Genomic DNA, 24,316 nt, shown 5'->3' on the forward strand with positions numbered 1-24,316 from the left:
ATAGATGAGTTTTGAGTAGGAGTGAAGAAGTGGCACAACCTGCTATTTTACATATTGCCCAACCGGCAAGCGGTTGGTAATGCTGCGGGCAAGTGTCATCTCATCGGCGTATTCCAGCTCGCCACCAAAGGCTATACCACGGGCTATAGTTGTAATGGTGCAGGTGGTGTGCTGTAGTTTTTTCTGAATATAGTAGATGGTAGTATCGCCTTGTATGTTTGGGTTAAGTGCAAACACCAACTCCTTCACTTCCTCTGTTTGTATCCGTTGAACCAGCGTATCAATGTTCAGCTGGTCGGGGCCAATACCATCAAGCGGTGAGATAACACCGCCTAGTACATGGTAAGTGCCATTGAATTGTTGGGTGCTTTCTATGGCTATCACATCCCTAATGTTTTCAACCACGCAAATGATCTGCTGGTTGCGCATGCTGTTGGCGCAGATAGAACAGATATCGCCGTCGCTGATGTTGGCGCAGCGCTGGCAGAATTTTATCTCCTGCCGCATGCGGCTAATGCTGTCGCCAAACTGCTGTACCGTTTCAGGCTCTTGTTTTAACAAATGCAGCACAAGCCTGAGCGCAGTCTTCTTTCCAATACCCGGAAGTTTGGCAAATTCATTCACTGCATTTTCTAATAAGGAAGACGGGAGCTGCATGGCGTACTATAAAGCGGCAAAAGTAAATAATAGAAGTGGAGCGGGTTGTTAAACGTTGTTCTTCCGGCTAAAGAAGAAGTGTGGTTTAACTACAGGTTTAATGTTTAGCAACGGAAGCCAGCCAGCTGTTCATCAAACTGTACAAGCTATAGCGTTATCTCTTTTTCGTTGTCCCAATTTCCGCGAATAGTTAATTTGATCTTGAGGTCGGTAACAATTTCGGGTTGGCGCCTGGTCCAGAAGAAACTGCCAGGATCCCACTGGCCATTTTTATTGGTATCGTACAAAATGCGGATTTCGTAGTCGCCGGGCGGGAAAAGCTTTCTTGACCAATCGCGACCGGTGAGTGGGCTGGATAATACTACCTTGTCTGATTGTACAAGTTGCAATACAGGATTGCGGTCGAGGTTCAGGTTAGTGAAACGGAGCTTCACACTTCCATAATCCTCATTTTTCTTGGTGCTGATCTTGATCGTATCATTTTTTGCCAACGTATTTCCGGATGAATCTGAGAACGCACCCTGGCTTAACAACAGCCTATATTCTTGTCCTGTAGCCCATGGATAATTTACATGAAACGTAGTGCGGTTGGTATCTGCAACAATTGTAAAACCATTAAGCGCAGTAAAATCTTTATCAGTAAGAATAGCACTTGCCGTATCAAATCGCACAACGTGCCGGTTGAAGTTTATATCCACCGTAGGCTTTAGCACATCATGAATGCCTCCTGCTTCCAGGCTGGTGGTATAGCGTAGGTTCTTATCCTGTGCTGCAGCATTGGGAGGACCAGGCCGTGCATTGCTGGCAGCTCTTTGAGGTGTGGCTGCTTTCGGATAATTATATGCGTATAAGATCACCGGGTTGTTCGTTTCACCCGTGTTGATCGGTTCGCCGGCAAATGCAAAAAGCTTGGTAGTATCATCGTACCGGCGGCCATAGTCGTTGGTGATGGCGTACAAAGCGAATGTGCCTGCAGGTAAGTTTTGGAAGAGAAAATTACCTTGGCCATTGAGCCTGGCCATATACCTCGGCTTTTCTTTGGCAACAGCACTATCATCCAAATTCCTATGCAGGACAACGATCATTGTAGTATCTAATTTTCCTGTTTCGGCTAATACTACTTTACCAGAAAGTGAATTGCTATCGATGGTGCTGCCAGTGGAAAAGACATAAACAAAGTTCTTCATCACGTTTCCTTCATTCACGTCCCTGATGGCATCGCCAAAGTTGATAGAGTAGGTGGTGTTGCTTTCGAGTGTGTCACGCAGTCGTATGGTAACGGTACGCAGCCTGAAATCGATGTTTGGCAGGTTGTTGGGCAGCGGCGATATCACCACATTCTCCATTGCATTTTGTATCTCTACAAATTCATTGAAGTAAAGTGTAACGCGGTTGGGTGTGGTATTGGTAGCAGAGTCTCTTGGAACAGCATTTACCAGCACCGGTGGTATAGTATCGCGTGGACCACCACCAGGCGGAAGTATATTGGCACATCCGATACTTCCAATAATTACCATAAAGCAGACTATGCCTGCAAAAAAAGAAAACAAAGAGATGGATCTGTTCATTAACCGGTGGTGTTGCCTGCAAACATAAAGCGAATAAGGTTGGCAGAGAAAGTAGCCATTCTTTTTAAGAAGAAATTGCAGTTTCCTCCTCTGCCACAGCCAATTACAATTCGGTTGTTAATACATCTTCACCGCCTATTTCCCATACTTCCTCCTCTTCATTCGGATCGTGCAGTGCTACAGCAAGGTCATTTGTTTTTACAAAATTGCACCAGCGGCATTCTTCTTTACCGCAGCCGGTATAGAATTCTCTTGCTTGTATCTTTTCCCAAACCTCTGTTATCTGTTGGGTTACAATGTCAATATCCTGCGGGCTGATAACCACCTTTTCGCGGCGGTAATTCTTTTTCTTATCAGGCTCAATGAAGTCAAACTCTGTACTTACCACACGCCAGTCTTTGTTCTCTACATGGTCCACCAGTATTTTGTAAAAAACAGCCTGGCGCCAGTAGCTACCACCTTGCGGGTCTTTACCGTTCGGCGGCTGTAGTTTTGGAAGTGCCTTATCTATATCGCCCGTTTTATAATCCACCACGTTCACATGCTTTCCATCAAACTCCAGCTTATCCAACTTCCCTTTTAGAGGTACGCCATTTACCACCACGTTCTTCAGGTTTCTTTCTACCACCACTATCTTGTTGAATTTGTCAATGTACTGGTCGTAGTAGTTGGAAAGCACTTCGTAGCCGTACTCCATCCGTCTGTCAAACTGTTCTTTGGTGAAACATTCCCTGTGGCGGCGCATGTACCACAAGAAGTCGGCAATAAAATCTTCTTTAGCAGGAAATTTATTATCCCTGTTCTGCTGCATTTTTTCGAACAGGCGCTGCAGTGCGTGGTGAATGGCAGAACCAAACTCGGTAGCCTCCGATTTTCCGGAAGGCACCCGCACAAGATTGTTATAGTAGAAATTGAGCGGACAACTCAGGTAGTTGTTTAGCGCGGTCACGTTCATTACAAACTTGTCGAGCATGCGGCTTACAAAATCTTCTTCGGCTTTATCTATCTCAGGCTGCAGGTCTTCCTGGAAATGAAGTGCAGCAAATTCGGCCTGTACATCCTCATCAATGAAAATCTTCTCTACCGGCAGCAGGTTCTTTTCCTGTATCTCGGCGATGAACATGGAAGGCTCCAGTTCGCGGCCGTCGTTCTTAAACTTGCTGTACGAAATGTACAGGTGCTTTTCGGCGCGGGTTAGCGCGACATAAAAGAGCCTGCGCAATTCTTCCTCTTCTTTTGCTTTAGAAACCGAAGTAAACATTGTATCAGGAAAAGCATATCCTCCACCTGGCTTGCGTTTCTTTTCCCAGTTACCGGAATTGGCACCCGCTAAAAATACATATTGGTACTCCAGGCCTTTACTGCCATGCGCGGTAAGCAGGTTGATGCCCTTGTCGCTGCCACTTACCTGCACCAGCGGCAGGCTGAGTCCTTCGCTGCGCATCAGGTCAAATATGTTTACCAGTCCTTGTAAGGTAAGGGATGGATTGCGGCGTGTTTCCTCTTTTACAAATTCGAATAAGCCTGTAAGCACCTGCATCAGCCAAAGCTTCTCAGGGCTTTTTAAAACAGCTGATAAGATGCCTGTGTTGCGGATCACTTTTTCAACCAGTACCTGCAGCGTTACGTTCGGCACTTCTGCTACCAATTTTTCAATGATGCTGCTGGCCCTGCTCATTGCCGGGTCAAAGCCTTTATCAAAAAGATCGGCAGGTGGCCTGCTGGCTTTCTCAGCCAGTAATCTTCTGAGTGAAGTTTTATTTGGAGTCCAATTTTTCTCCGCTACCTCTACAGATAGCCTTGCAATTTCTATAGGTTTTATTTGAAAGAAGTCGAAGTGCAGTATCTCGAACAGCATTTCGTCGCCACCGTATGGTGCATCGTGTTCGGCGGCAAGGTAGTTCAGAAGTAAAATGACTTTTTTGGCAATCGGTATCTCCAGTATGTTGAGCTTGCGCTTGCTGTATACCGGAATGTTGCGCATTTTGAAGTAGTGAGTCAGCTCTTCGCCATACTTGTTTTCCTTGTAAATGATACCAATCTGCGACGGCTGAACACCTTGCTTTACCAGCTCTTCTACCTGCATGGTTAGGTGAATCATTTCCTGCCGCTGCGATTCGTACTCCCTGATCTTCGGGCAGCAGTCAGCATCGCTTATCTGTTTCCACTTGTCGTTGCAGCACAATAGTTCCTTGGTAAGGCCGTCCATTTTGCCAATCAGCCGTTCAATGTTTCGGTCAATGAGTGATTTCGAAACATTAAGAATAGGCTGAACAGACCGGTAGTTATTGGTAAGTACCACTGTCAGCAGGTGCTGCTTATAACTGTCGGCAAAAGCCTGCATGTTCTCTATGTTGGCTCCCTGGAAGCGATAAATACTTTGATCGTCGTCGCCTACCACAAACACGTTTGGCCGCTCCCAATAATTTATGAGCAGTTGCACCAGTTTATTTTGAGTACCACTTGTGTCCTGGTATTCATCCACCAATATGTAAAGAAACTTTTCCTGGTAGTTAGCAAGTAAGGCAGGGTTTTCTTCAAATGCTTTGATCACCCAATTGATCATATCATCAAAGTCGTAGCGGTTGCGGCTACGCATCAGGTTTTGGAAACGTTCAAATTCATTTACCGCAGCGCGCAGTTTCTCTACCTTCTCACAAGCCTCAGCTATCTTGTCGGTTCGCTTGTCACCTTTTTTCCATTTACCTGATGCTCTTTTACAGATGAACTCGTCGCGGTCATCCAGGCCCTTTATGTATTCGTCTATTTTTTCATTAAGAAAAGCAGGGCTCCAGCCTTCGCGCTTCATGGTGCTAAATAGCGACTGCAGGTTGTTGATCTCGTAGTAAACATCGCCGCGGTAGCGCTTTAGCGGGTGGTCCTTTGGAAACGTATCTATCAGGTGCTTGAACAGCTCGATCTTTTCCAGGTCGGAAATAGGATCCATGGATGTTTTCTCGAACAGCGAAAGGTTGTCCTGGATAATGTCGTTGCAGAAAGCATGGAAAGTGTACACATTTACTTTATAGGCTTCGGGACCGATAAAGCTTAGCAGCCTTTTGCGCATAGCAACCACACCGGCATCTGTATAAGTAAGGCAAAGAATATTGTCTGGGCTGGCATCGGTGTCCAGCAAAATTTTACCAATACGCGCACTAAGTATCTGGGTTTTTCCTGTACCAGGTCCGGCTATCACCATCACAGGGCCTTCAATTGTATCTACAGCCAGTTTTTGCTGGTCGTTGAGGCGGTTGTAAATGTCGTTGTACTTCTCCAGGTAGATGCTTCTTTCGATCATAGGATAAAGATAACGCCGTTTGCTAAAAATTTTGTCATTTTCCTCGTGCTGTTTCTTCACATGATTTGCAGGTAAACAAATGGTTTCTACAATTGGCGGTGATTGTTTTGCGTTATTAACTTCAAACTCCTCATTCAACATTATGAAGTTTTTCCTGGTTATAATATGTATGGCCTTTTATATCAACAGTAATGCGCAAACGGAGACGGTGGCGTATGATACCATTTATACCAAGCCAGAAGTTTTTGCTTCTTATCCCGGCGGTGATTCTGCCTGGAAGGTCTACGTAAAAAAGAACCTGAAGTATCCCAAGAAAGCGTGGTGGGAAGAAGTAGAGACAGAAATAACGGTGAAGGTGGTTGTAGATAAAACAGGAAAAATTACAGAAGCCCGCCATTTAACGGTGGCAGGTACTTATGGTTTTGAAAAAGAAGCCATTAAGGTGGTAATGAACAGCGACAAGTGGATACCTGCTATGCATCGTGGTCAACCCGTTGCCTGCGAGGGTACACTGGTTATACCTTTTAGGTTGAAGTAGAGCCAGCATTTAAATGCGACGATGTGTCTCAGGAATATGATCAGATGCCGATTTTTGAATTTTGACTTTTGATTTTTGACTTTGATTTCCAACTTATCACAGCCTATACTCCAAACTGCCTCAGGTGATGATCGAAGTGCATCCAGGTAAAGATGCCCCAGTCTTTCCTGGTAAGCTTTCCAAAGTAGGGATGTATGGCGTAAATATTCTCCTGCATTACAAACACATCCAGCAGTTGTAAAAGTTGTTGTTTTTCTATTGCAAGGTCACTCACCTGCATCTTACTTTTCTTTACATCAAGCTGTCGTGGCGTGCCCGCTTCTTTAGGAAAACGAGGTGCAATATGTAAAAACAAATAGCGCGTTATGACCTGTTTAAGATTGGATGTTTTATTAGAAGGTGTAGCATGAATAATAAGCTTGAGAGACTCCCTTAAGTGCAGGATCATTTCTGCAGCATTCATTGTACCCCATCGGGCTTTTGAAGATGGTTGAAGCTGCTGTATACGCTCCACTATCTCATCCTTCGCATTATTATCAAATAAGTTCTTTTTCATGATGAAGTTTAGGACAGAAAAATATCAATAACCAATATCTCAAAATCACTAATCCGCAAGCCTATCTCACATCATGCATCCACTTACGCACCAGTGGTACCAGTACGATCATAAGCACACCCACACCAATGGAGGCTAAGCCTATATTGCTTAGTATGCTTGCATAATAAGGTAGCGATAACTCCGGTTTGTTGGCTTCGGCTATTTCCCGTGGCACACTCATCAGCGAACCTATTTTGGCAGCAAGAAATTCACCAATGGCACTTGCAAAAAACCATATTCCCATTACCATAGAAACCATGCGTATGGGAGAAAGTTTGGTAACCATTGACAAACCAATAGGTGATAAACACATCTCTCCACAGATGATAAAGAAATAGCCCATTACAAAGTTGAAGAGAGAGATAAGACCTGTATCCGTATTGTTTTTACAACCCAGGTAAAAGACGTAAAAACCAATTCCCATCAGTATAAATGAAAAAGCAAATTTCAATGGAGTGGAAGGTTCTATTTTTCTCTTATTGAGGTAAGGCCATAACCAGGCAAAGAAGAAGCTGAGCACCACTACCCAACCCGGTGGCAGAAAGTTGTTTATGGCTAGTCCAGGCAGTTGAATACCTCCAACATTCATGTCTACATTGCGCATTGCAAACAGGTTGAGCGATCCTGCATTTTGTTCGTAAAATGCCCAGAACAAGGTAGAGAAGATGATCATAAAGATCCCTGCAAAAAGCTTTTCCCTTTCCACTTTCTGCAGGTTGAAAGCAACAAACAATATATACGTAAGGCAGATGCCTCCAAGTCCAAACATGATGTAGTCCATTACCTCGTACTCATGAAACAGTGCAACCACTGCCGGAACAACAAGAAAGGTTCCTATGTATATCAGGTGTTCATTGGTAAAAAATAGAAAGCGTGGTGTACGCAGTGCTTCTTCATTTGGCGGCAGTCCTCTTTGTCCCAACGATTTTTTGCCTATAGCAAATACCACTAGCCCAAGTATCATAAACAAGCCTGCTAATCCAAATCCATAATGCCAGTTATACGTTTGGCCTACATAGCCGCAAAGAAAACCACCCATAGCAGCGCCAATATTTATACCCATGTAAAACAACGAGAAAGCACTGTCTTTCCGCGGGTCGTTGTGCTCGTACAGTGTACCCACAAGGCTCGATATGTTGGGCTTGAAAAAGCCATTGCCACAAATGATGAACGCCATGCCATAGAAGAAACTCCAGCCTTGTGGTATAGCCAGTACCAGGTGACCGATTACCATCAGCACGCCACCAAACATAACCGCTCGTCTATAGCCAAGAAATTTGTCGGCAAAATAGCCACCGATCATAGGAGTGGTATATACAAGTGCTGCATAGGCACCAAGAATGGAATAACCTTTAGGCTCATCAAATTTTAGCTGCGACACCATATAAGCTAGCAGTAGCGCCTTCATGCCGTAGAAGGAAAACCGTTCCCACATCTCCGTAAAGAACAACAAGTACAATTGTTTTGGATGTTTCCTTTGTTCTATTGTGTCTACCTGTGCCGATGTAGTGTTGAACTCCTTCATGCTTGCTGAGAAAATTTACAATAGGTAAAGCTAAGAGATTAGGTAAATAAAATCAGGAGCAATAGCTTATACATTCAGTCTTCATTCTTGGTAAAATGAAATCGTTACTTTCAGCCCTTTAATTTTTTGTATGAGCGAACTTCCACGCAGCCCCCGCATACGCAGGTCATTCACTGACCGCTCTTTGGTTTTTATAGAAAAGGTTGGTAATGCTTTGCCAGACCCCGCTACTTTATTCCTGTTGTTTGCAGTGCTTATAATGATCATTTCCTGGATGGTTAGTATGGCCGGTGTGTCTGTAAATCACCCTGGCACAGGCGAGGCAGTGGCGGTCAAAAACTTGCTGTCGAAAGAAGGGCTGGATTATATGCTCACCAACCTTGTGAAGAACTTCACAGGCTTTGCTCCATTGGGTACAGTACTCGTAGCCTTGCTTGGTATTGGTATAGCCGAAGGTTCAGGTTTGATTGGTACAGTGATGCGCAAGCTGGTACTAAGCGCTCCTGAAAAGCTGATAACCTTTGTGGTGGTTTTTGCAGGTGTTATTTCTAATACAGCAAGTGAAGTAGGATACGTTCTTTTGGTGCCCTTGGCTGCTATCATTTTCCTGGCTTATGGCCGCCATCCTATAGCAGGACTTGCAGCTGCATTTGCAGGCGTGAGTGGTGGATATTCAGCTAATCTTCTTTTGGGTACCGTAGATCCGTTGCTGGCTGGTTTATCGCAGGAGGCAGCGCATATCATAGATCCTAAGTACCTGGTGAACCCTGCATGTAATTATTATTTCATGGCTGCGTCTACCTTCCTGATTACTTTATTAGGAACACTGATAACTGAAAAGTTTGTCATTCCTCGCCTGGGTAAATATACAGGTGACGAAAAGCCTGAAGAGATCAGGAGGCTTACCCATGAAGAACGAAAAGGGCTTTTGTATGCTATGCTAACATTGCTGGTTATTACTGGTCTTATTCTTTGGGGACTGGTGCCTGAAAATGGTTTTTTACGGGATGCTAAAACAGGTGAGATACTTCACTCGCCATTCATGTCAGGAATAGTTGCAATCATCTTTCTTACAGCAGCGCTTGCAGGTATTGCATATGGTATAGGTGCAGGTACAATCAAGAGTGATCGTGATGTTGTAAAAGGCATGTCGAAGTCGATGGCTACGTTGGGATCATATATTGTGCTGGTGTTTTTTGCTGCGCAATTTGTAGCCTTTTTCAACTGGACCAACCTTGGATTGGTGTTAGCCATCAATGGTGCGAATGCTTTGAAAGCAGCCAACGTAGGTACTGTGCCGCTCATGATCCTGTTCATATTGCTTACAGCTTGTATCAATCTTTTTATGGGTAGCGCTTCAGCCAAATGGGCTATTATGGCGCCTGTATTCATTCCAATGTTCATGCTGTTAAACCCGGGAGTTTCGCCAGAGTTAACACAGCTTGCTTACCGCATTGGCGATAGCGTAACCAATATCGTGTCGCCTATGATGTCGTACTTCGCTTTGATCGTGGCATTCATTCAGCGTTATGATAAGAAAGCAGGATTAGGTACAATGATCTCGCTGATGCTTCCGTACAGTATCATCTTCCTTATTGGCTGGATCATCTTCTTTATAATCTGGTATTATACAGGCTTGCCAATAGGGCCTGGAGCCGGGGTGCATTATTTGCCGTAGTGAAACCTAAACAACAAACATCACATGAATTACCTCGCACACTCGTACTTGTCATTCGATCATCACGAAGTGTTGGTGGGTAATATGATCAGTGATTTTGTGAAAGGTAAAGCGCGTTATGATTTTCCCGTTGGCGTACAAAAAGGTATAACACTGCATCGTGCCATTGATAATTTTACCGATGAACACCCTGCAACCAAAGAAGCCAAACAGTTTCTGAAACCCGCTGTAGGCTTGTATGCAGGCGCTTTTGTAGATGTGGCTTACGATCATTTCTTGGCAAATGATGAATTAGAATTCACCGATGATCTGTTGCAGGAGCATGCTGCATCTACTTATGCTGTGCTGGAAAATCATGAGCACGTATTGCCAGATCGGTTCAAGGTAATGTTGCCTCATATGAAGTCGCAGAACTGGTTGTACAACTACAGAACCGCATGGGGTACCGAGCAAAGCTTTGGTGGCGTAGTGCGCAGGGCCAGGTACCTGGATTCGGCGGCGGTAGTTTTCGACCTGTTTCAAAAGCACTATGTGCAGTTACAGAAATGTTATAAAGCCTTCTTTCCTCATCTTAAAGCATATGCAGCAAAGGAGTTTCAGCTGTTGTAAAACAGCGGCAGCTTATATTTGCCGCAAATTCAAAGGATATGAAAAAACTCCTGTTACTCCTTTCGGTTGTGATGTTTGGACAATATGCAATGGCTCAGCAAAAGCCTACAGAGCTTGATAAAAGCCCGTTAGATGTTAGTTATTATCCTGCTAATTACCCTATTTTAAAAATGCGAGGACAGGTTGCAGGCGATCCTTCTGCAAGAATTTTGTACAGCCGTCCGCAGAAAAAAGGACGTTCAATTTTTGGTGAAGAAGTGAAGTATAACGAGGTGTGGCGCATGGGTGCTAACGAGGCAACAGAGATAGAATTTTTTAAGAATGCTACCGTTGCAGGTAAAAAGATCAGCAAGGGCAGGTATAGTATGTTCTGCATACCTACCGAAAATAAGTGGACCATTATCTTCAACAAAGACAACTATAACTGGGGTGGTTTTATGTATCGTGCAGACAGGGATGCATTGCGTGTAGACGTACCGGTTCAGCGCAATACTGAAGTAGTAGAAGCATTAACGATGTACTTTGAAAATGCAGGAAACAGCAGCATGGTAATTCTTTGGGATGACCTGAAGGTTGCGGTTCCGGTAACTTTCTAGTTAGTTTTAATAATAAGTTCGCCCGGCAATATTGCCGGGTTTTTTTGTGCAGGTAAATCAATAACTGCTATCTTTTCTTCTTTTCATTATGTGTGGAATTGCCGGAATAGTATCATTGGATAACAGCCTTGTGAACAAGCAAAGGCTGCAGCAAATGACAGATGCTATTGCTCATCGTGGCCCTGAAGGTGAAGGTTTTTGGATAAGCAGCAACGGTAGGGTAGGCTTTGGTCACAGGCGTCTTTCCATCATAGATCTTTCTGAAGCAGGTGCACAACCCATGCATTACATGGAGCGCTATACCATTACCTACAATGGAGAAATATATAATTACCTGGAGGTAAAACAAGCGCTGGAAAAGCAAGGCTATCATTTCAAATCTTCTTGCGATACAGAAGTGATACTCGCAGCATATGCTTGCTACGGTAAAAACTGCCTGCAGCATTTTGATGGCATGTTTGCCTTTGCCATTTGGGACGAATTGGAACAAAAACTTTTCTGTGCTCGTGATCGTTTTGGCGAAAAGCCTTTTTATCTTTTTACCGATCAAACACAACTAGTTTTTGCCAGCGAAATAAAAGCTTTGCATGCAGCCGGTATTGGAAAAGCCATCAACAATAGCATGTTGCTCAACTATCTTACCATCGGCTTTACCAGCGATCCTTCTGATCCCTCTGCTACTTTTTTTAATGATATAAAAAAACTGCCCGCAGCGCATTGCATGGAGATTGACGTAAAGCAACAGCAGTTGCACATACATCAATGGCAATATTGGGATATAGATAAGGAGGCGCAACTGGAACTAAAAGAAGAAGAATATATCGACCGGTTTGCACAACTATTTGAAACATCTATTCAGCGGCGGCTGCGAAGTGATGTTGCTATAGGATCAAGTTTAAGTGGCGGCCTCGATAGTTCGTCTATTGTAGCTGTCATCAATAATATCATTGGTGATGCTACCAGGCAAAAAACTTTTTCTGCAGTATTTCCAGGTTTTGAAAAAGATGAAAGCCTTTACATCAACAAGGTAGTGCAGCAGTTCAAGGTGGATAATTACACTGTTACTCCAACGGCTTTAGGTTTTGCTGATGATTTTCAAAAGCTGGTGCATCACCAGGATGAACCTTTTCAGTCATCCAGTATTTACGCGCAGTACAAAGTGTACGAACTGGCAAAGCAACATGATGTAACGGTGATACTGGATGGCCAGGGTGCAGATGAAATACTAGCTGGTTACAACAAATATTATCATTGGTATTGGCAGGAGCTGGTACGGAAGGAAGACTGGAAAAAAGCGAAGCATGAACAAAAAGCAGCAGCCAATAATGGAGTGCGTGCAGAATGGTCGTGGAAGAATTACGTGGCTGCATATATGCCCACTTTAACTGCGCGGCAACTGGAGAAAAAAGCGAATGCACAACAAGCCAGCCTGGAGTTTATGCACCAGGATTTCATTGAACAATATCGAGATAAAAGTTCTGTTCAAAAGCCGGTAGTTGAGAAGCTGAATGATATACTTTACTTCAATACAATGCAGCAAGGGCTGGAGGAACTGCTGCGGTATGCTGATCGTAATTCTATGGCGCATTCACGTGAAGTGAGGCTGCCTTTCCTTAACCACGAGCTGGTGCAGTTTGTATTCTCTGCTCCATCTTCAATGAAGATCAACAAAGGCTTTACCAAATACTTGCTGCGGTTGGTGATGGATACTGTTTTGCCGCAGCCTATTGTATGGCGTAAGGATAAAGTAGGTTATGAGCCACCACAGCAACAATGGATGCAACAACAACCTGTAGTAGATATAATTATGCAAAGCCGCGAAAAACTGGTACAGCAGGGAGTGCTTGATAAACGTGTACTGCATGAACCCATCCGTGCACATGCCGCCCACGATGCGGGTAATTTTGATTGGCGTTATCTTTCTGCGGCCACTGCATTACTGCCATAGTTGTTGCTCCATGCAATAAGCCTTAACAGAAGCTGTAGCTGTATTAGGAAAATTCCCTTCATCTTTGCAAACATTCATTTAATCAACTATAGAAACATGAAGCTTGCAACGAAATTTATACATGCGGGTGTAGAACCCGATCCTTCCACAGGCGCTATTATGACGCCTATCTATCAAACATCTACCTATGTGCAGGCGGCGCCTGGCCAGCACAAAGGATATGAATATGCACGTTCTCAAAATCCTACAAGGAAAGCACTTGAAGATGCACTTGCCGTAATAGAAAATGGAAAGTACGGCCTTAGCTTTAGCAGTGGTGTGGCAGCAACGGATGCAGTTATTAAACTTCTTGCACCGGGTGATGAAGTGATTGCAGCAAGTGATATGTATGGCGGCACTTACCGCTTATTCACTAAAGTGTTTGAGAAGTTCGGCATCAAGTTTCATTATGTAGATATGGGCAATGCTGAGAACATCCGTCCACTCATCAACGAGAACACCAAGCTGATCTGGACAGAGACTCCTACCAACCCGCTGATGAATATCACAGATATAGCAGCACTTTCTGCTATTGCTAAAGAGCATAAGCTGCTGCTGGTGGTGGATAATACATTCGCGACGCCTTACCTGCAAAACCCGCTGGACTTGGGTGCTGATATCGTGATGCATTCGGCTACGAAATACCTCGGTGGTCATAGCGATGTTATTCATGGTTGTTTGATCATGAACGACGACAACTTAAAAGACCAGCTATACTTCATCCAGAAGAGCTGTGGTGCTGTGCCTGGACCACAGGATTGTTTCCTGATGCTGCGTGGTATAAAGACACTGCATGTGCGTATGCAGCGCCATTGCGAGAACGGTGAGAAGATCGCTCACTTCCTGCGCAATCATCCTAAAGTTGGTAAGGTTTACTGGTGTGGTTTTGAAGATCATCCAGGTTACGCAGTAGCCAGCAAACAAATGCGTGGCTTCGGCGGTATGATGAGCTTTACATTGAAAGATGACAGCACGGAAGCAGCTAACAAACTGCTTTCTTCTACCAAAGTATTTGCATTGGCAGAGAGTCTTGGTGGTGTAGAGTCGTTGATCAATCATCCTGCTTCTATGACGCATGCTTCCATACCTCGTGAAGAAAGGATCAAGAACGGCCTATTGGATTCACTTATTCGCCTTAGCGTAGGTATAGAAGATGTGGATGATTTGATTGAAGATCTGAACCAGGCAATTGGCTAATACCTATTTAAATTTTTCGAAAGCCCCGTTGCAATTTGCTCCGGGGCTTTTTTATGTTTTAGCTTTTTGTTTTTGGCAGAAAAAATCTCATTTTACTGCGTATCAAAAGAGGAAATCACACACAATCACAGGTATAAAAATGCCTGTGTTTTTCTAGCAGCTTTATCGTTTTTCTTCACTCACACATTCATGTGGTTTGGGCATATTTCCCAGTTTTTGCTGGTGCGTTTATCAGCTTAAAAGGTTCATTCACACCAAGATATCAGCCTTTCGTCCTGTATCGTATCAAATGAACTATTTGATTGAACCAGCTTTGCAATATAGAAGCAAGAGCAGATTGAACTTGCTTTCTTCTCTTTTAAAAACATAAAAAAACAACGATAAGATGAGAACGATCATTCTGCTGCTCACAGCAGCAATTGTACTGCAAAGCTGTGGTAAGGAATCAATACGAGGAAGTGGTCCTACCATAACTGAAACCAGGGTTTTACCTGCCTTTACCAATGTGCGTGTAGAGGGTAGTGGTAAGGCAACTATCACCCAGGGAGCAACACAAGAAGTGATAGTAAGCGGCTATCAAAACCTGGTGCCAATCTATGAAACGCGTGTTGTAAATGGTACTCTGATCCTGAAGTTTAGTAACGACTACATAAACATTCGCAACAGCAATATAGATGTAGCTATTACAATTCCTACCGTTTCAGGAGCAAGCATCAATGGAAGTGGCAGGATATGGTTGAAAGGCCTAATTGGTACTACGCTCAATGTGGACATCAATGGTTCAGGTGATGTGTATACTGAGAACAGCATTTATAACGATGCACACTACAAGGTGAATGGATCTGGTACCATCCACGCACAAAATATACAAGCGCAAAATGCTTCAGCAACCATCAGTGGCTCGGGCACCATCAACCTGCTATGTGTTCAGAAGCTGGTGGCGAATATTGCTGGTTCTGGCGACATTTACTACTGGGGCAATCCTGCCCAAATAGAAACATCTATCAGTGGTAGTGGAAAAGTAAGAAGGCGCTAAGATCTTCAACAACAGTACAGTTGTTGGTTTGGGTGACGGTTGATTTCAAAGGGTCCTGCTATTGCGGGGCCTTTTGTTTTTTGATTAGTGTTATAAGCAGTATCATTTTTAAACTATCACGCTTCTTTTGTTATGCTCAGCTGCACGTGCGGTATCATCCTTACATTTGCAGCCGTGCCAGGCGATCTAATAACATTCTTCGACAACAAGGTAAAAGAGTACAACCAACCTTCTTTCATCAAGGATGATCCTATAAGCATACCACACCAGTTTAATAGAAAACAAGACATAGAAATAGCCGGTTTGTTTGCTGCCATTTTTGCGTGGGGCAACCGCACCATCATCATCAATAAAACTAAGGACCTGCTTCAGCGCATGGACAATGCGCCTTATGATTTTGTAAAAGATCATAAGCAAACGGATCTGAAGAACTTGCTTGGTTTCAAGCACCGCACTTTCAACGATACTGACTTGCTGTACTTTGTTCATTTTCTGAACCACCACTACCGGCAGCACAAATCTTTGGAAGATGCTTTTGCACAACACATGACAAAAGAGGACCGGACGGTGGAGAAGGGTATGAATGGTTTCTTCAACTACTTCTTCTCGTTGGAAGATGCACCCGCACGTACACAAAAGCATATTGCCAGCCCGGAGAAAAACAGCACCTGCAAGAGGCTGAGCATGTACCTGCGTTGGATGGTGCGCAGCGACAATCATGGTGTAGATTTTGGCATCTGGAAAAAGATAAAGCCTTCGCAATTGATCTGCCCAATAGATGTACACGTAGCCCGTGTAGCTTATCGTTTCAACCTGCTGAACAGGCGCCAGCTCGATTGGCAGGCCGCTTTAGAACTTACCAACTACCTAAAGAAGCTGGATAAGAATGACCCGGTGAAATACGATTTTGCTCTATTTGGCCTGGGTGTGGTAGAAAAGTTCTGACACCCTACTTTACCAATTGTACCAGCTATAACTAACACCTAAACATTATCCATCATGAGCAACTGGAGAGATAAGTACAACAGCCTAAGCGACCGCCGCAAGCTACTGGTAAACTTCCTGCTGCAATGGTTATACTGGATGCTGGCGTGGTGGCTTTATAAGTGGGTGTGGCCTGACAAGGATGAACCGCTTACACTTTTTAACCTGCTGTTCTATGCCACATGGATGGCTTTTTGGATGACGATCGTTTTTAACTGGAAAAAGGTTAGGCAGTTGTTTAAAAAGAAACCAAATGAATAACGAGGCACAGCAGGTAAGCCAGGAACTGGAGAAGCTTGGTGTAGCATTGCAGCCAACCGTTTCTTTTGAAGAGTTGCTTGCAAATCTTACTGCTTTCATCAATCACCTTGTTGTACACGATTTTCAGCGGCTCATTTTGCTTCTTTACCGCCTGGATGTACCCGAAGAACAACTGCGCTACTACCTGCAGCAAAATAAAGGTGAAGCTGCCGCAGCTACCATTGCTCAAATGATCATCAACAGGCAATTGCAAAAAATAGAAACGAGGAAGAAGTACAAGGACAACAGGGAGATTCCTGATGATGAAAAATGGTAGAGCGTATACCTTAGCTGCTATGCCAGCACCTGATAATCACTTACTTTTGAGCCCAAACTATAAGCGCCTATGAAACTGGTTACTTACCTCCGCGACGGAAATGAACAACTGGCTTGTTATGTAGATGGATATATTTACGATCTTGATGTGCTGCACCCGGATCTACCCAACAGCATGAGCGTTTTCCTGCATTATTGGGACGATATGCTGGAGCTGGCACAACGGGCAGAAAAAGCCATTCATGATGGACGCATAGGTAAGGAGCGCGGTATACCAGTAGAAGAGCTTCAGTTGTTGGCGCCTATACCTTTTCCTACCAGTTGCCGCGATGGATATGCTTTCCGCCAGCACGTTGCTGCCGCACGCCGCAATAGAAAGGTTGATATGATCCCGGAGTTTGACCAGTACCCAATCTTTTACTTCACCAACCACCATAGCATACAAGGCCCCGGCGATGTACAGTGCATGCCTGACCATTTTGAAAAACTAGACTTTGAACTGGAGGCGGCGATCGTCATTTGTAAGCACGGCCGCAATGTACCTGCTGAAGAAGCAGACAGCTATATCGGGGGCCTAATGATCATGAACGACCTGAGCGCACGCCGCCTGCAAATGGAAGAAATGCTGCTAAACCTCGGGCCTGCAAAAGGAAAAGATTTTGCTACCGTTATTGGTCCATGGCTGGTAACGCTCGACGAATTGGAGCAATTTGAAATACCTGCCAAAGAAGGTCATGTAGGGAAAAGCTGGAACCTGAAAATGACGTGTCGCGTAAATGGACAGCAAATTAGCAAAGGCAACCTTGGCGATATGGACTGGACATTTGCAGAGATCATTGAGCGTTGTTCTTATGGCGCAAATATCTTTCCTGGCGATGTGATTGGCAGCGGTACAGTAGGCACCGGTTGTTTCCTTGAATTGAATGGTACAGGTAAATTGAATGATCCAGCTTACCAGGAGCAATGGCTTCAAGAAGGCGACGTGGTAGAGCTGGAGATAGATGGTTTAGGTGTACTTTCCAATACCATGGTTGCTGAAGAAAGTGACTTCTCTATCCTTGCCAAAAAGAAGATCTAGCTATACCACATTGGTGAAGGCTTGTCCTTTCTTTTCTGCTACCAGAGCTTCTGCAATATTTCCCATTTCTGGACGTTAATGGTTGTTTAACCGTACCATGATCATTGCAGAAATAGCGCAGGCACACGATGGCAGCATTGGCATCTTGCATTCATACATAGATGCATTGGCTGCAACGGGTGTAGATGCAGTTAAATTCCAGACACATATAGCCGAAGCGGAGAGCAGCGAATTCGAAACCTTCCGCATTCCATTTAGCTATGTTGACAAAACTCGCTTCGACTATTGGAACCGTATGGAGCTAACGGTAGCGCAATGGAAGGAAGTAAAATCTCATTGTGATTCCGTAGGCCTAAAGTTCATTTCCTCACCATTTTCCTGCAAAGCCGTAGATGTACTGGAAGAAGCAGGTGTTTCTACATATAAGATTGGCAGTGGCGAAGTAACCAATCACTTGCTGCTGCAGAAGATTGCTGCTACAGGCAAGCCTGTTATTTTATCCAGCGGCATGAGTACCCTCGAAGATCTTGATGCTGCTATTGATATGCTCCGATCTGCTGCTAGTGTAGCTGTTCTTCAATGCACTACAGCTTATCCTACTCAACCGCACCAGTGGGGGCTGCAAATAATAAACACATTAAAAAATCGTTATAACATACCTGTCGGCTTCTCAGATCATAGCGGCGACATCTATGCGTGCATAGCTGCGACAGCACTGGGAGCCGAGATATTGGAATTTCATGCTGTGTTTGATAAACGCATGTTTGGTCCTGATGCCAAAGCATCCATTGAAATAGATGACATAAAACGGCTGGTGGAAGGAGTAAAGCAGGTAAGGGATTCGCTTAGCGCAGGTATAGAAAAAAACGCACAGGCTGAGGGACTAAAAGACCTGAAGCAGCTTTTTGGAAAATCGCTGTCGGTAAATAAACCGCTACCAGAAGGACACATTGTCTCATTTGAAGACCTGGAAGCTAAAAAGCCGGCAGGTAAAGGAATAGAACCCGCTCATTATAAAAGTATAATAGGAAGACAACTGAAACAGGCAAAGACACAATGGTCGTTTTTACAACACGAAGACATTAGCTATGAGTAAAAAAAGGAAAGTATGCGTGGTCATCACAGCCCGTCCTAGTTATAGCAGGATAAAAGCTGCTCTTAAAGCTATCCAGAAGCATCCTAAGCTGCAACTGCAGGTAGTGCTGGCTGGTCCTGCTTTGCTTAACAAGTACGGCAACATCGAAAACATTCTGCACGATGAAGGACTGGAGGTGACAGAGCGTGTGTATACCATGCTGGATTGCGAAAACCTTACCTCAATGGCTAAAACTGTAGGTATAGGTGTGGTAGAACTGTCAAACGTCTTCTTCAAGCTGAAGCCACATATGGTGGTGGTGATTGCTGACAGGTTTGAAACCATTTCTGTTTCTATAGCTGCTGCTTATCAAAATATTCCGCTGGTGCATATACAAGGCGGAGAGATAACAGGTAGTATAGATGAAAAGGTACGCCATGCAAATACCAAGTTTGCTGATATCCACCTGGTGTGCAGCCCTAAGGCACGTAAGATCGTGATGAAACTGGGTGAAGATCCGGCCTTTGTTTTTGATACCGGCTGTCCTTCCTTAGACCTGGCTGCTGAGGTGTACGAGAACCCTCAATTAGATTTTGATCCTTATAAAAAATATGGCGGTGCAGGTGGCAGGCCCGACTATTCTAATGGCTACCTGGTAGTAATGCAGCACCCTGTAACTACCGAATATGGAGAAAGCCGGATGCAGGTAGAGGAGACGCTGCAGGCAGTGAAAGAACTGGGAAGACCAACTTTTTGGTTTGCTCCCAATGCTGATGCAGGAACAGATGCTGTATCAGAAACCATCCGCGATTTTCGCAGCACTTACTCAATTCCACATGTTCACTTTTTCAACAATATGGTTCCTGCAGATTTCCTGCGGTTGGTTATGAATGCTGAATGTTTGATCGGCAACTCGAGCATGGGCATCCGCGAATGTTCTTTTCTAGGAGTGCCAGTAATAAATATTGGTACCCGCCAGGGAGGTAGAGAAAGAGGAATGAATGTGGTGGATGTAAACCATGATAAAGATGAAATAGTTGCTGCCGTACAACAATGGATGATTGATGGCAGGCCGGAAAGATCTTTTGTATACGGCGATGGCAACTCAGGAACAAAAATGGCAGAAGTGCTGGCAACCGTTCCACTTCGCCACTCAAAAAAATTACATTACCACGATGAAGAACCTGTGCATTATTCCGGCGCGGTCGGGGTCTAAAGGAGTACCCGGTAAGAACATAAAGCTGCTGAATGGCAGGCCGCTCATTCATTATACTATTGAGGCTGCACTGTCATCTTCCCTGCTCGACAATACCATCATCAGCACCGACAGCGAGAAGATTGCAGCTATGGTAAAAGGTACAGGTGTAAAGGTGCCATTTATTCGCCCGGCTAATCTTGCACAGGACAATACACCTACCTTTCATGTTATTAAACATGCTATCCAGTTTTTCGACTGCCTTGGCGAAATGTATGACAACGTGGTATTGCTGCAGCCCACTTGCCCTTTCAGGGAAATGGGATTTGTTGATCGTTGTATAGAGCATTTTGTGGCTACCGGGGCAGATAGCCTTGTTTCGGTGCAAAAGGTGCCGCACCAGTACAACCCGCACTGGGTGTTCGAGCCAAATTTAAATGGGTTTCTGAAAATTGCCACAGGCGAAGAAAAGATCATCCCTTCGCGGCAGCAACTGCCAGATGCCTTTGTACGCGATGGCAGCGTATATGTTTTTAAAGCGGATAGCCTGCGTCACAGCCACAATATGTATGGACACAACATAGCCATGTTGGAGTCGACATCGCCTTATCATGTAAATATTGATACGCCTGCTGATTGGGAAGTTGCAGAAGCACTGGCAGAGGCTATTCATGCCCGAAGCTGTATGCAGTAAAGTCTTTACAGCTGCCCACCTTTGTACAGGTCAATTACTACTGCAGTCAGGTTGAAGGCAAAATGAAAAAAGATGCCATACCACAACGTATTGTACCTGCGCCTGAGATGACCAATAAAGAAGCCGAATGGCACCAGCCACACCAGCGACAAAAGGCTTAGGTGCATAATGGCAAAAAGAAACGCAGTGACCGCCACCACCAGCCTTTCATCTAAAAAGTTTTCGCAATAGTTGTACATAATGCCGCGGAAAGCTACTTCTTCAAAAATGGCTGGTATAACTGCTATGCTGTAGATCATAGTAGCCACGGGGAAAAAGTACAGCTTGTACGCGTTAAAATAGTTCACATCGGCTCCAAAAAAAGAAACATTTACCTGCCGCATCGTCACATTTACTATACACGATGCTGCTGCTGCAAATATGATCACGCCCAGGAAGACCTGCCACTTGAAGTTGTTGAACCTGAGAATAGGAAACAAGGATTTCCTGTTTCTCCATGCAAAATGAAGCGTAACAGCGGCAAGCGCAATTTCTATCCAGAATAGCCTGTCGTAGCTATCAAACCAGCGGGTGTGCTTTACCAGCAGGCAGATAAACAGGTAAATGAAGTAGAACAGGAATACCTGCCGCAGCGAAAAGTTATTGAAGATGTTTACCGTTACCACTTGCTCGTTCAGGTGAGCACCACAGTTATAGCAATAGTGGTCACCGTCCTGCACCGAATGCTGGCATTCTTCGCATGTGTGTGGTATGGTCAGCTCTTCTTCCATTCTTAGTCTTGCAGTACGTCTGCTTTGTAAGCAGCTTTTACTCCTCTTGTAATATAGTACAACAATGCAAGTTGTGCGACAATTGTATACCAGCCAGAAGTGCTGCTGAATAAACGTGCAGCTTCTGCCCACGTATTAATGGCTATCAAAGTGATCATGATCAGGAAGCTGATGAGTAGCGAAGTGAAAGGCTTGAATAAGCTCCACGTGCCTAAGCCAACAAACAGCAGCGACATTACCAGCAGCACCATGCAGCGGATCATCCCTGGAGAAGCTTCAGTAGCATAGAACAGAGCTGAAAATGCGCAAAAGGTGGCACTAACATAAAGCACGTTTCTTGCGCTCAATACTTTGCTGTAGCAACCACGCAGCATGCGCATTCTTTCCTTGCGGCGGTTGTTAAAAAGCTGCAGGTGCTCCTGGTAGCACTGTACCGGGTACCCGCAGCCTGTGCAAAAATTATGATGAACGCCATTTACCCGAAGGCAATGGAAACAGATAACAGGTAAAGCCAAACGTTTTTTAGCAGCAGGCAATGGTTGCCATTTTACGGCAGCTGTAAGTACTGAATGTTGAAGATTAGCCATAGGTAATTGCACTTGACAATGTCAATGCAAATATTTCACCAAAGCTTCTTCTGCAGATGAGAACTTGTTGTTTTTCAATGGAACAGGTGTTACCTGCTGCCTGGCCTCAATGGCAGATCGCGTTTTAGCATCTCATCCTTATTGGCCATAAGCCATGCAGTATGAAACACCAGCCTTGCGCGCTTGCTCATCAGGTCAAAGTTTATCTTATCAATGGTGTCAGTAGGGCGATGGTAATCAGCATGAACACCGTTGAAGTAGAAAATGATCGGCACGCCATGTTTGGCAAAATTGTAATGGTCGCTGCGCTCATAGAAACGCTGCGGATCGTTTCCATTGAAAGCACGATCAAGTTGCAGCCCTACAAAACGATTAGCAGAGTCAGATAGTGGTGCCAGTTCAGTGCTCAGCCTGTCATCGCCTATCAGGTAAACATAATTCGCAGAGTCGCCTTTGTAGTTGGGCGTTATCCTGCCTATCATGTCGATGTTCAGGTTTACTGTCGTTTTATCCAAAGGAAAAATTGGGTGGTCGCCATAAAATTCAGAACCTAACAAACCCATTTCTTCACCTGAAACTGCCATAAATACCATGCTGCGGCGCGGCCCGCGGCCTTCAGCCTTGGCCTGGGCAAATGCTTCTGCTATTTGCATGATGGAAACAGTCCCCGAACCATCGTCGTCAGCACCCGGGTGAATCACTCCGCCTTCCATACCAACATGATCGTAGTGCGCTGTCACCACTACATATTCATCAGGTTTGTCTGTACCAGGTAATAGTCCAATAACATTGGTAGAAGGAAGACGCTTCGTGAACTTCACCACGTTAAGCTCCATATTGGTTTTGTAAGTGCCGGGAATTACCGTCTGCAGGTCTGGTATAGAATCTACTTTTCTCTGAAGAATAGACCCTGCAACCGCTGGAGAAATGTATAGCAGCGGAAGTGAGGCTGCGCGTTTTTTCAGGTATGGTCCTCCTGCAGTTTGCGCAGGTGCAACAAACGGAAATGCTTTTGAAACGACAAATAAACCACGTGCACCATTGTTGCGTGCATTCACAGCTTTAGACTGGAACTGCATAGCCTGCTGGCGCGGCGTAAGCTGGCTACTGCGTGCAGGACTTCCTTCCAGCACCATTACCCATTTGTCCTTTACATCCAATCCCTGGTAGTCGTTCCTGGAACTATCGTTGAGGCCATAACCGGCAAAAACAATTTCACGCGCATCCATATACATGGTAGGCAGCGAGTTGAAATTGAAAGAATAATCAGCCTGCCTTGCCAGCTTTTGTTTGTTTACGGTGAAAGAAACATCAAGCAGTGTATCTACATGCAGCGGGAACACCATCTGGTAACCACCAGGTGTTCCGGGAAGCAGGCCGGCACTTTTGAAGTTGTTTTCAATGTATGCTGCTGCCAAACGCTGACCGTGCGTACCTGATTCCCTGCCTTGTGTTTCAGGGCCGGCTATATAATTAAGTTTCTCCCGCAGGCCTGCAGGCGAGATATGTGTTTCGTAACGAGTGGCAGTTTGTGAAAAAACCTGCGCTGAAATAAGTAAGGATACAACTGGTAAAAGAAGTTTCATTGGTGCGTTTTGTTTAGCAAGAAATTTTGTCAACCCGTCCCTGGTGTCTGCCACCTTCAAAACGTGTTTCTATAAAATGGTCAACCATCTGTTTTGCTTCATCCAGGCTTACAAAGCGAGCTGGTATACAAAGAATGTTGGCGTTGTTGTGTTGGCGTGCGAGCTGCGCTATTTCGATCTTCCAACAGATAGCAGCACGAATTTTTGCATGTTTATTGGCTGTAATGGCTACACCATTGGCACTGCCGCAAACCAGGATGCCGAAGCCTGTTTCTTCACTTTCTACACTGCTGGCTGTAGGATGTGCAAAATCAGGATAATCTACAGAATCAGGAGAATGGGTTCCAAAATCTGTTACCTGTAGATTCTTTTCCTGCAGGTAAGCTTTTAAGGCCTCTTTGTATTCGTAGCCTGCATGATCGGCGCCGATTGCTATAGGTTTTTCCAGGTCGAAATGTAGGTTCATTAAAAATTTTATTAAAGC

Annotated in this window: 23 protein-coding genes; 14 read left to right on the forward strand and 9 right to left on the reverse strand. The window is 44.6% G+C overall.

Annotation, left to right across the window (positions count from 1 at the left end; translation table 11 throughout):
- Nucleotides 1-42: 42 nt before the first annotated feature.
- The 3 genes from recR to J4N22_RS01195 form a co-directional block, all read right to left on the reverse strand.
- Entirely contained in the window at nt 43-657 is a 615-nt protein-coding gene (gene recR / locus J4N22_RS01185; RefSeq protein WP_207491862.1) for a recombination mediator RecR, read from the reverse strand.
- 146 nt (nt 658-803) lie between these two features.
- Nucleotides 804-2,225 (reverse strand): Ig-like domain-containing domain, encoded by a 1,422-nt coding sequence (locus J4N22_RS01190; RefSeq protein WP_207491864.1) that lies wholly within the window; start codon nt 2,223-2,225, stop codon nt 804-806.
- A gap of 103 nt (nt 2,226-2,328) precedes the next feature.
- Nucleotides 2,329-5,664 (reverse strand): ATP-dependent DNA helicase, encoded by a 3,336-nt coding sequence (locus J4N22_RS01195; RefSeq protein ID WP_242692015.1) that lies wholly within the window; start codon nt 5,662-5,664, stop codon nt 2,329-2,331.
- A 1-nt stretch (nt 5,665) separates the two neighbouring features.
- On the opposite strand from J4N22_RS01195, the gene J4N22_RS01200 reads away from it, so the two are divergent.
- A complete protein-coding gene (locus tag J4N22_RS01200) occupies nt 5,666-6,061 on the forward strand; it encodes an energy transducer TonB (RefSeq protein ID WP_207491866.1) in 396 nt (131 codons plus the stop codon).
- A gap of 103 nt (nt 6,062-6,164) precedes the next feature.
- On the opposite strand, the gene J4N22_RS01205 is transcribed toward J4N22_RS01200, so the two are convergent.
- Nucleotides 6,165-6,617: a DUF1569 domain-containing protein gene (locus J4N22_RS01205; RefSeq protein WP_207491868.1), complete on the reverse strand. Its 453-nt coding sequence runs from the start codon at nt 6,615-6,617 to the stop codon at nt 6,165-6,167.
- Nucleotides 6,618-6,678: 61 nt separating this feature from the next.
- Nucleotides 6,679-8,184 carry a peptide MFS transporter gene (locus J4N22_RS01210; RefSeq protein ID WP_207491870.1) on the reverse strand — a complete coding sequence of 502 codons (1,506 nt, stop codon included), beginning with the start codon at nt 8,182-8,184 and terminating at the stop codon, nt 6,679-6,681.
- A 130-nt stretch (nt 8,185-8,314) separates the two neighbouring features.
- Between J4N22_RS01210 and J4N22_RS01215 the strand changes: the two genes are divergently transcribed.
- From J4N22_RS01215 to J4N22_RS01275, 13 genes are all read left to right on the forward strand, one after another.
- Nucleotides 8,315-9,862, forward strand: a complete 1,548-nt coding sequence (locus J4N22_RS01215) for an AbgT family transporter (RefSeq protein ID WP_207491872.1) — start codon at nt 8,315-8,317, stop codon at nt 9,860-9,862.
- 24 nt (nt 9,863-9,886) lie between these two features.
- The gene (locus J4N22_RS01220; RefSeq protein ID WP_207491874.1) at nt 9,887-10,471 is read left to right on the forward strand and encodes an acyl carrier protein phosphodiesterase; all 585 of its coding nucleotides are present in this window, start codon (nt 9,887-9,889) and stop codon (nt 10,469-10,471) included.
- 38 nt (nt 10,472-10,509) lie between these two features.
- Nucleotides 10,510-11,067 (forward strand): DUF2911 domain-containing protein, encoded by a 558-nt coding sequence (locus J4N22_RS01225; RefSeq protein WP_207491876.1) that lies wholly within the window; start codon nt 10,510-10,512, stop codon nt 11,065-11,067.
- Nucleotides 11,068-11,155: 88 nt separating this feature from the next.
- Nucleotides 11,156-13,015 (forward strand): asparagine synthase (glutamine-hydrolyzing), encoded by a 1,860-nt coding sequence (asnB, locus tag J4N22_RS01230; protein ID WP_207491878.1) that lies wholly within the window; start codon nt 11,156-11,158, stop codon nt 13,013-13,015.
- Nucleotides 13,016-13,111: 96 nt separating this feature from the next.
- Complete coding sequence (locus J4N22_RS01235; RefSeq protein ID WP_207491880.1) at nt 13,112-14,251, forward strand: cystathionine gamma-synthase; 1,140 nt, start codon at nt 13,112-13,114, stop codon at nt 14,249-14,251.
- Between the two features lie 385 nt (nt 14,252-14,636).
- Complete coding sequence (locus J4N22_RS01240) at nt 14,637-15,287, forward strand: head GIN domain-containing protein (RefSeq protein ID WP_207491882.1); 651 nt, start codon at nt 14,637-14,639, stop codon at nt 15,285-15,287.
- A gap of 174 nt (nt 15,288-15,461) precedes the next feature.
- Nucleotides 15,462-16,232: a TIGR02757 family protein gene (locus tag J4N22_RS01245; protein ID WP_342450917.1), complete on the forward strand. Its 771-nt coding sequence runs from the start codon at nt 15,462-15,464 to the stop codon at nt 16,230-16,232.
- Between the two features lie 54 nt (nt 16,233-16,286).
- Complete coding sequence (locus J4N22_RS01250; protein WP_207491886.1) at nt 16,287-16,532, forward strand: hypothetical protein; 246 nt, start codon at nt 16,287-16,289, stop codon at nt 16,530-16,532.
- On the forward strand, nt 16,525-16,848 hold the full coding sequence (locus tag J4N22_RS01255) for a hypothetical protein (protein WP_207491888.1): 324 nt from the start codon (nt 16,525-16,527) through the stop codon (nt 16,846-16,848). The genes J4N22_RS01250 and J4N22_RS01255 overlap by 8 nt, the downstream gene beginning before the upstream one ends.
- Nucleotides 16,849-16,917: 69 nt before the next feature.
- Nucleotides 16,918-17,925 carry a fumarylacetoacetate hydrolase family protein gene (locus J4N22_RS01260; protein ID WP_207491890.1) on the forward strand — a complete coding sequence of 336 codons (1,008 nt, stop codon included), beginning with the start codon at nt 16,918-16,920 and terminating at the stop codon, nt 17,923-17,925.
- Nucleotides 17,926-18,022: 97 nt separating this feature from the next.
- Nucleotides 18,023-19,021, forward strand: coding sequence for an N-acetylneuraminate synthase family protein (locus J4N22_RS01265; RefSeq protein WP_207491892.1), 999 nt, complete (start codon nt 18,023-18,025; stop codon nt 19,019-19,021).
- Nucleotides 19,014-20,216 (forward strand): UDP-N-acetylglucosamine 2-epimerase, encoded by a 1,203-nt coding sequence (neuC, locus tag J4N22_RS01270; protein ID WP_207491893.1) that lies wholly within the window; start codon nt 19,014-19,016, stop codon nt 20,214-20,216. Before J4N22_RS01265 ends, neuC begins: the two co-directional genes overlap by 8 nt.
- Nucleotides 20,176-20,889 (forward strand): acylneuraminate cytidylyltransferase family protein, encoded by a 714-nt coding sequence (locus J4N22_RS01275; RefSeq protein ID WP_207491894.1) that lies wholly within the window; start codon nt 20,176-20,178, stop codon nt 20,887-20,889. The genes neuC and J4N22_RS01275 overlap by 41 nt, the downstream gene beginning before the upstream one ends.
- 5 nt (nt 20,890-20,894) lie before the next feature.
- On the opposite strand, the gene J4N22_RS01280 is transcribed toward J4N22_RS01275, so the two are convergent.
- The 4 genes from J4N22_RS01280 to rpiB all read right to left on the reverse strand — a co-directional run bounded on the left by J4N22_RS01280 (nt 20,895) and on the right by rpiB (nt 24,298).
- Nucleotides 20,895-21,659, reverse strand: a complete 765-nt coding sequence (locus J4N22_RS01280; RefSeq protein WP_207491895.1) for a CPBP family intramembrane glutamic endopeptidase — start codon at nt 21,657-21,659, stop codon at nt 20,895-20,897.
- 2 nt (nt 21,660-21,661) lie between these two features.
- Nucleotides 21,662-22,246: a hypothetical protein gene (locus tag J4N22_RS01285; RefSeq protein WP_207491896.1), complete on the reverse strand. Its 585-nt coding sequence runs from the start codon at nt 22,244-22,246 to the stop codon at nt 21,662-21,664.
- An 89-nt stretch (nt 22,247-22,335) separates the two neighbouring features.
- Nucleotides 22,336-23,832 (reverse strand): M28 family peptidase, encoded by a 1,497-nt coding sequence (locus tag J4N22_RS01290; protein WP_207491897.1) that lies wholly within the window; start codon nt 23,830-23,832, stop codon nt 22,336-22,338.
- Between the two features lie 13 nt (nt 23,833-23,845).
- Nucleotides 23,846-24,298, reverse strand: a complete 453-nt coding sequence (gene rpiB / locus J4N22_RS01295; RefSeq protein WP_207491898.1) for a ribose 5-phosphate isomerase B — start codon at nt 24,296-24,298, stop codon at nt 23,846-23,848.
- Nucleotides 24,299-24,316 lie beyond the last annotated feature (18 nt).

This window comes from Aridibaculum aurantiacum (assembly GCF_017355875.1).
GTDB lineage: Bacteria > Bacteroidota > Bacteroidia > Chitinophagales > Chitinophagaceae > Segetibacter > Segetibacter aurantiacus.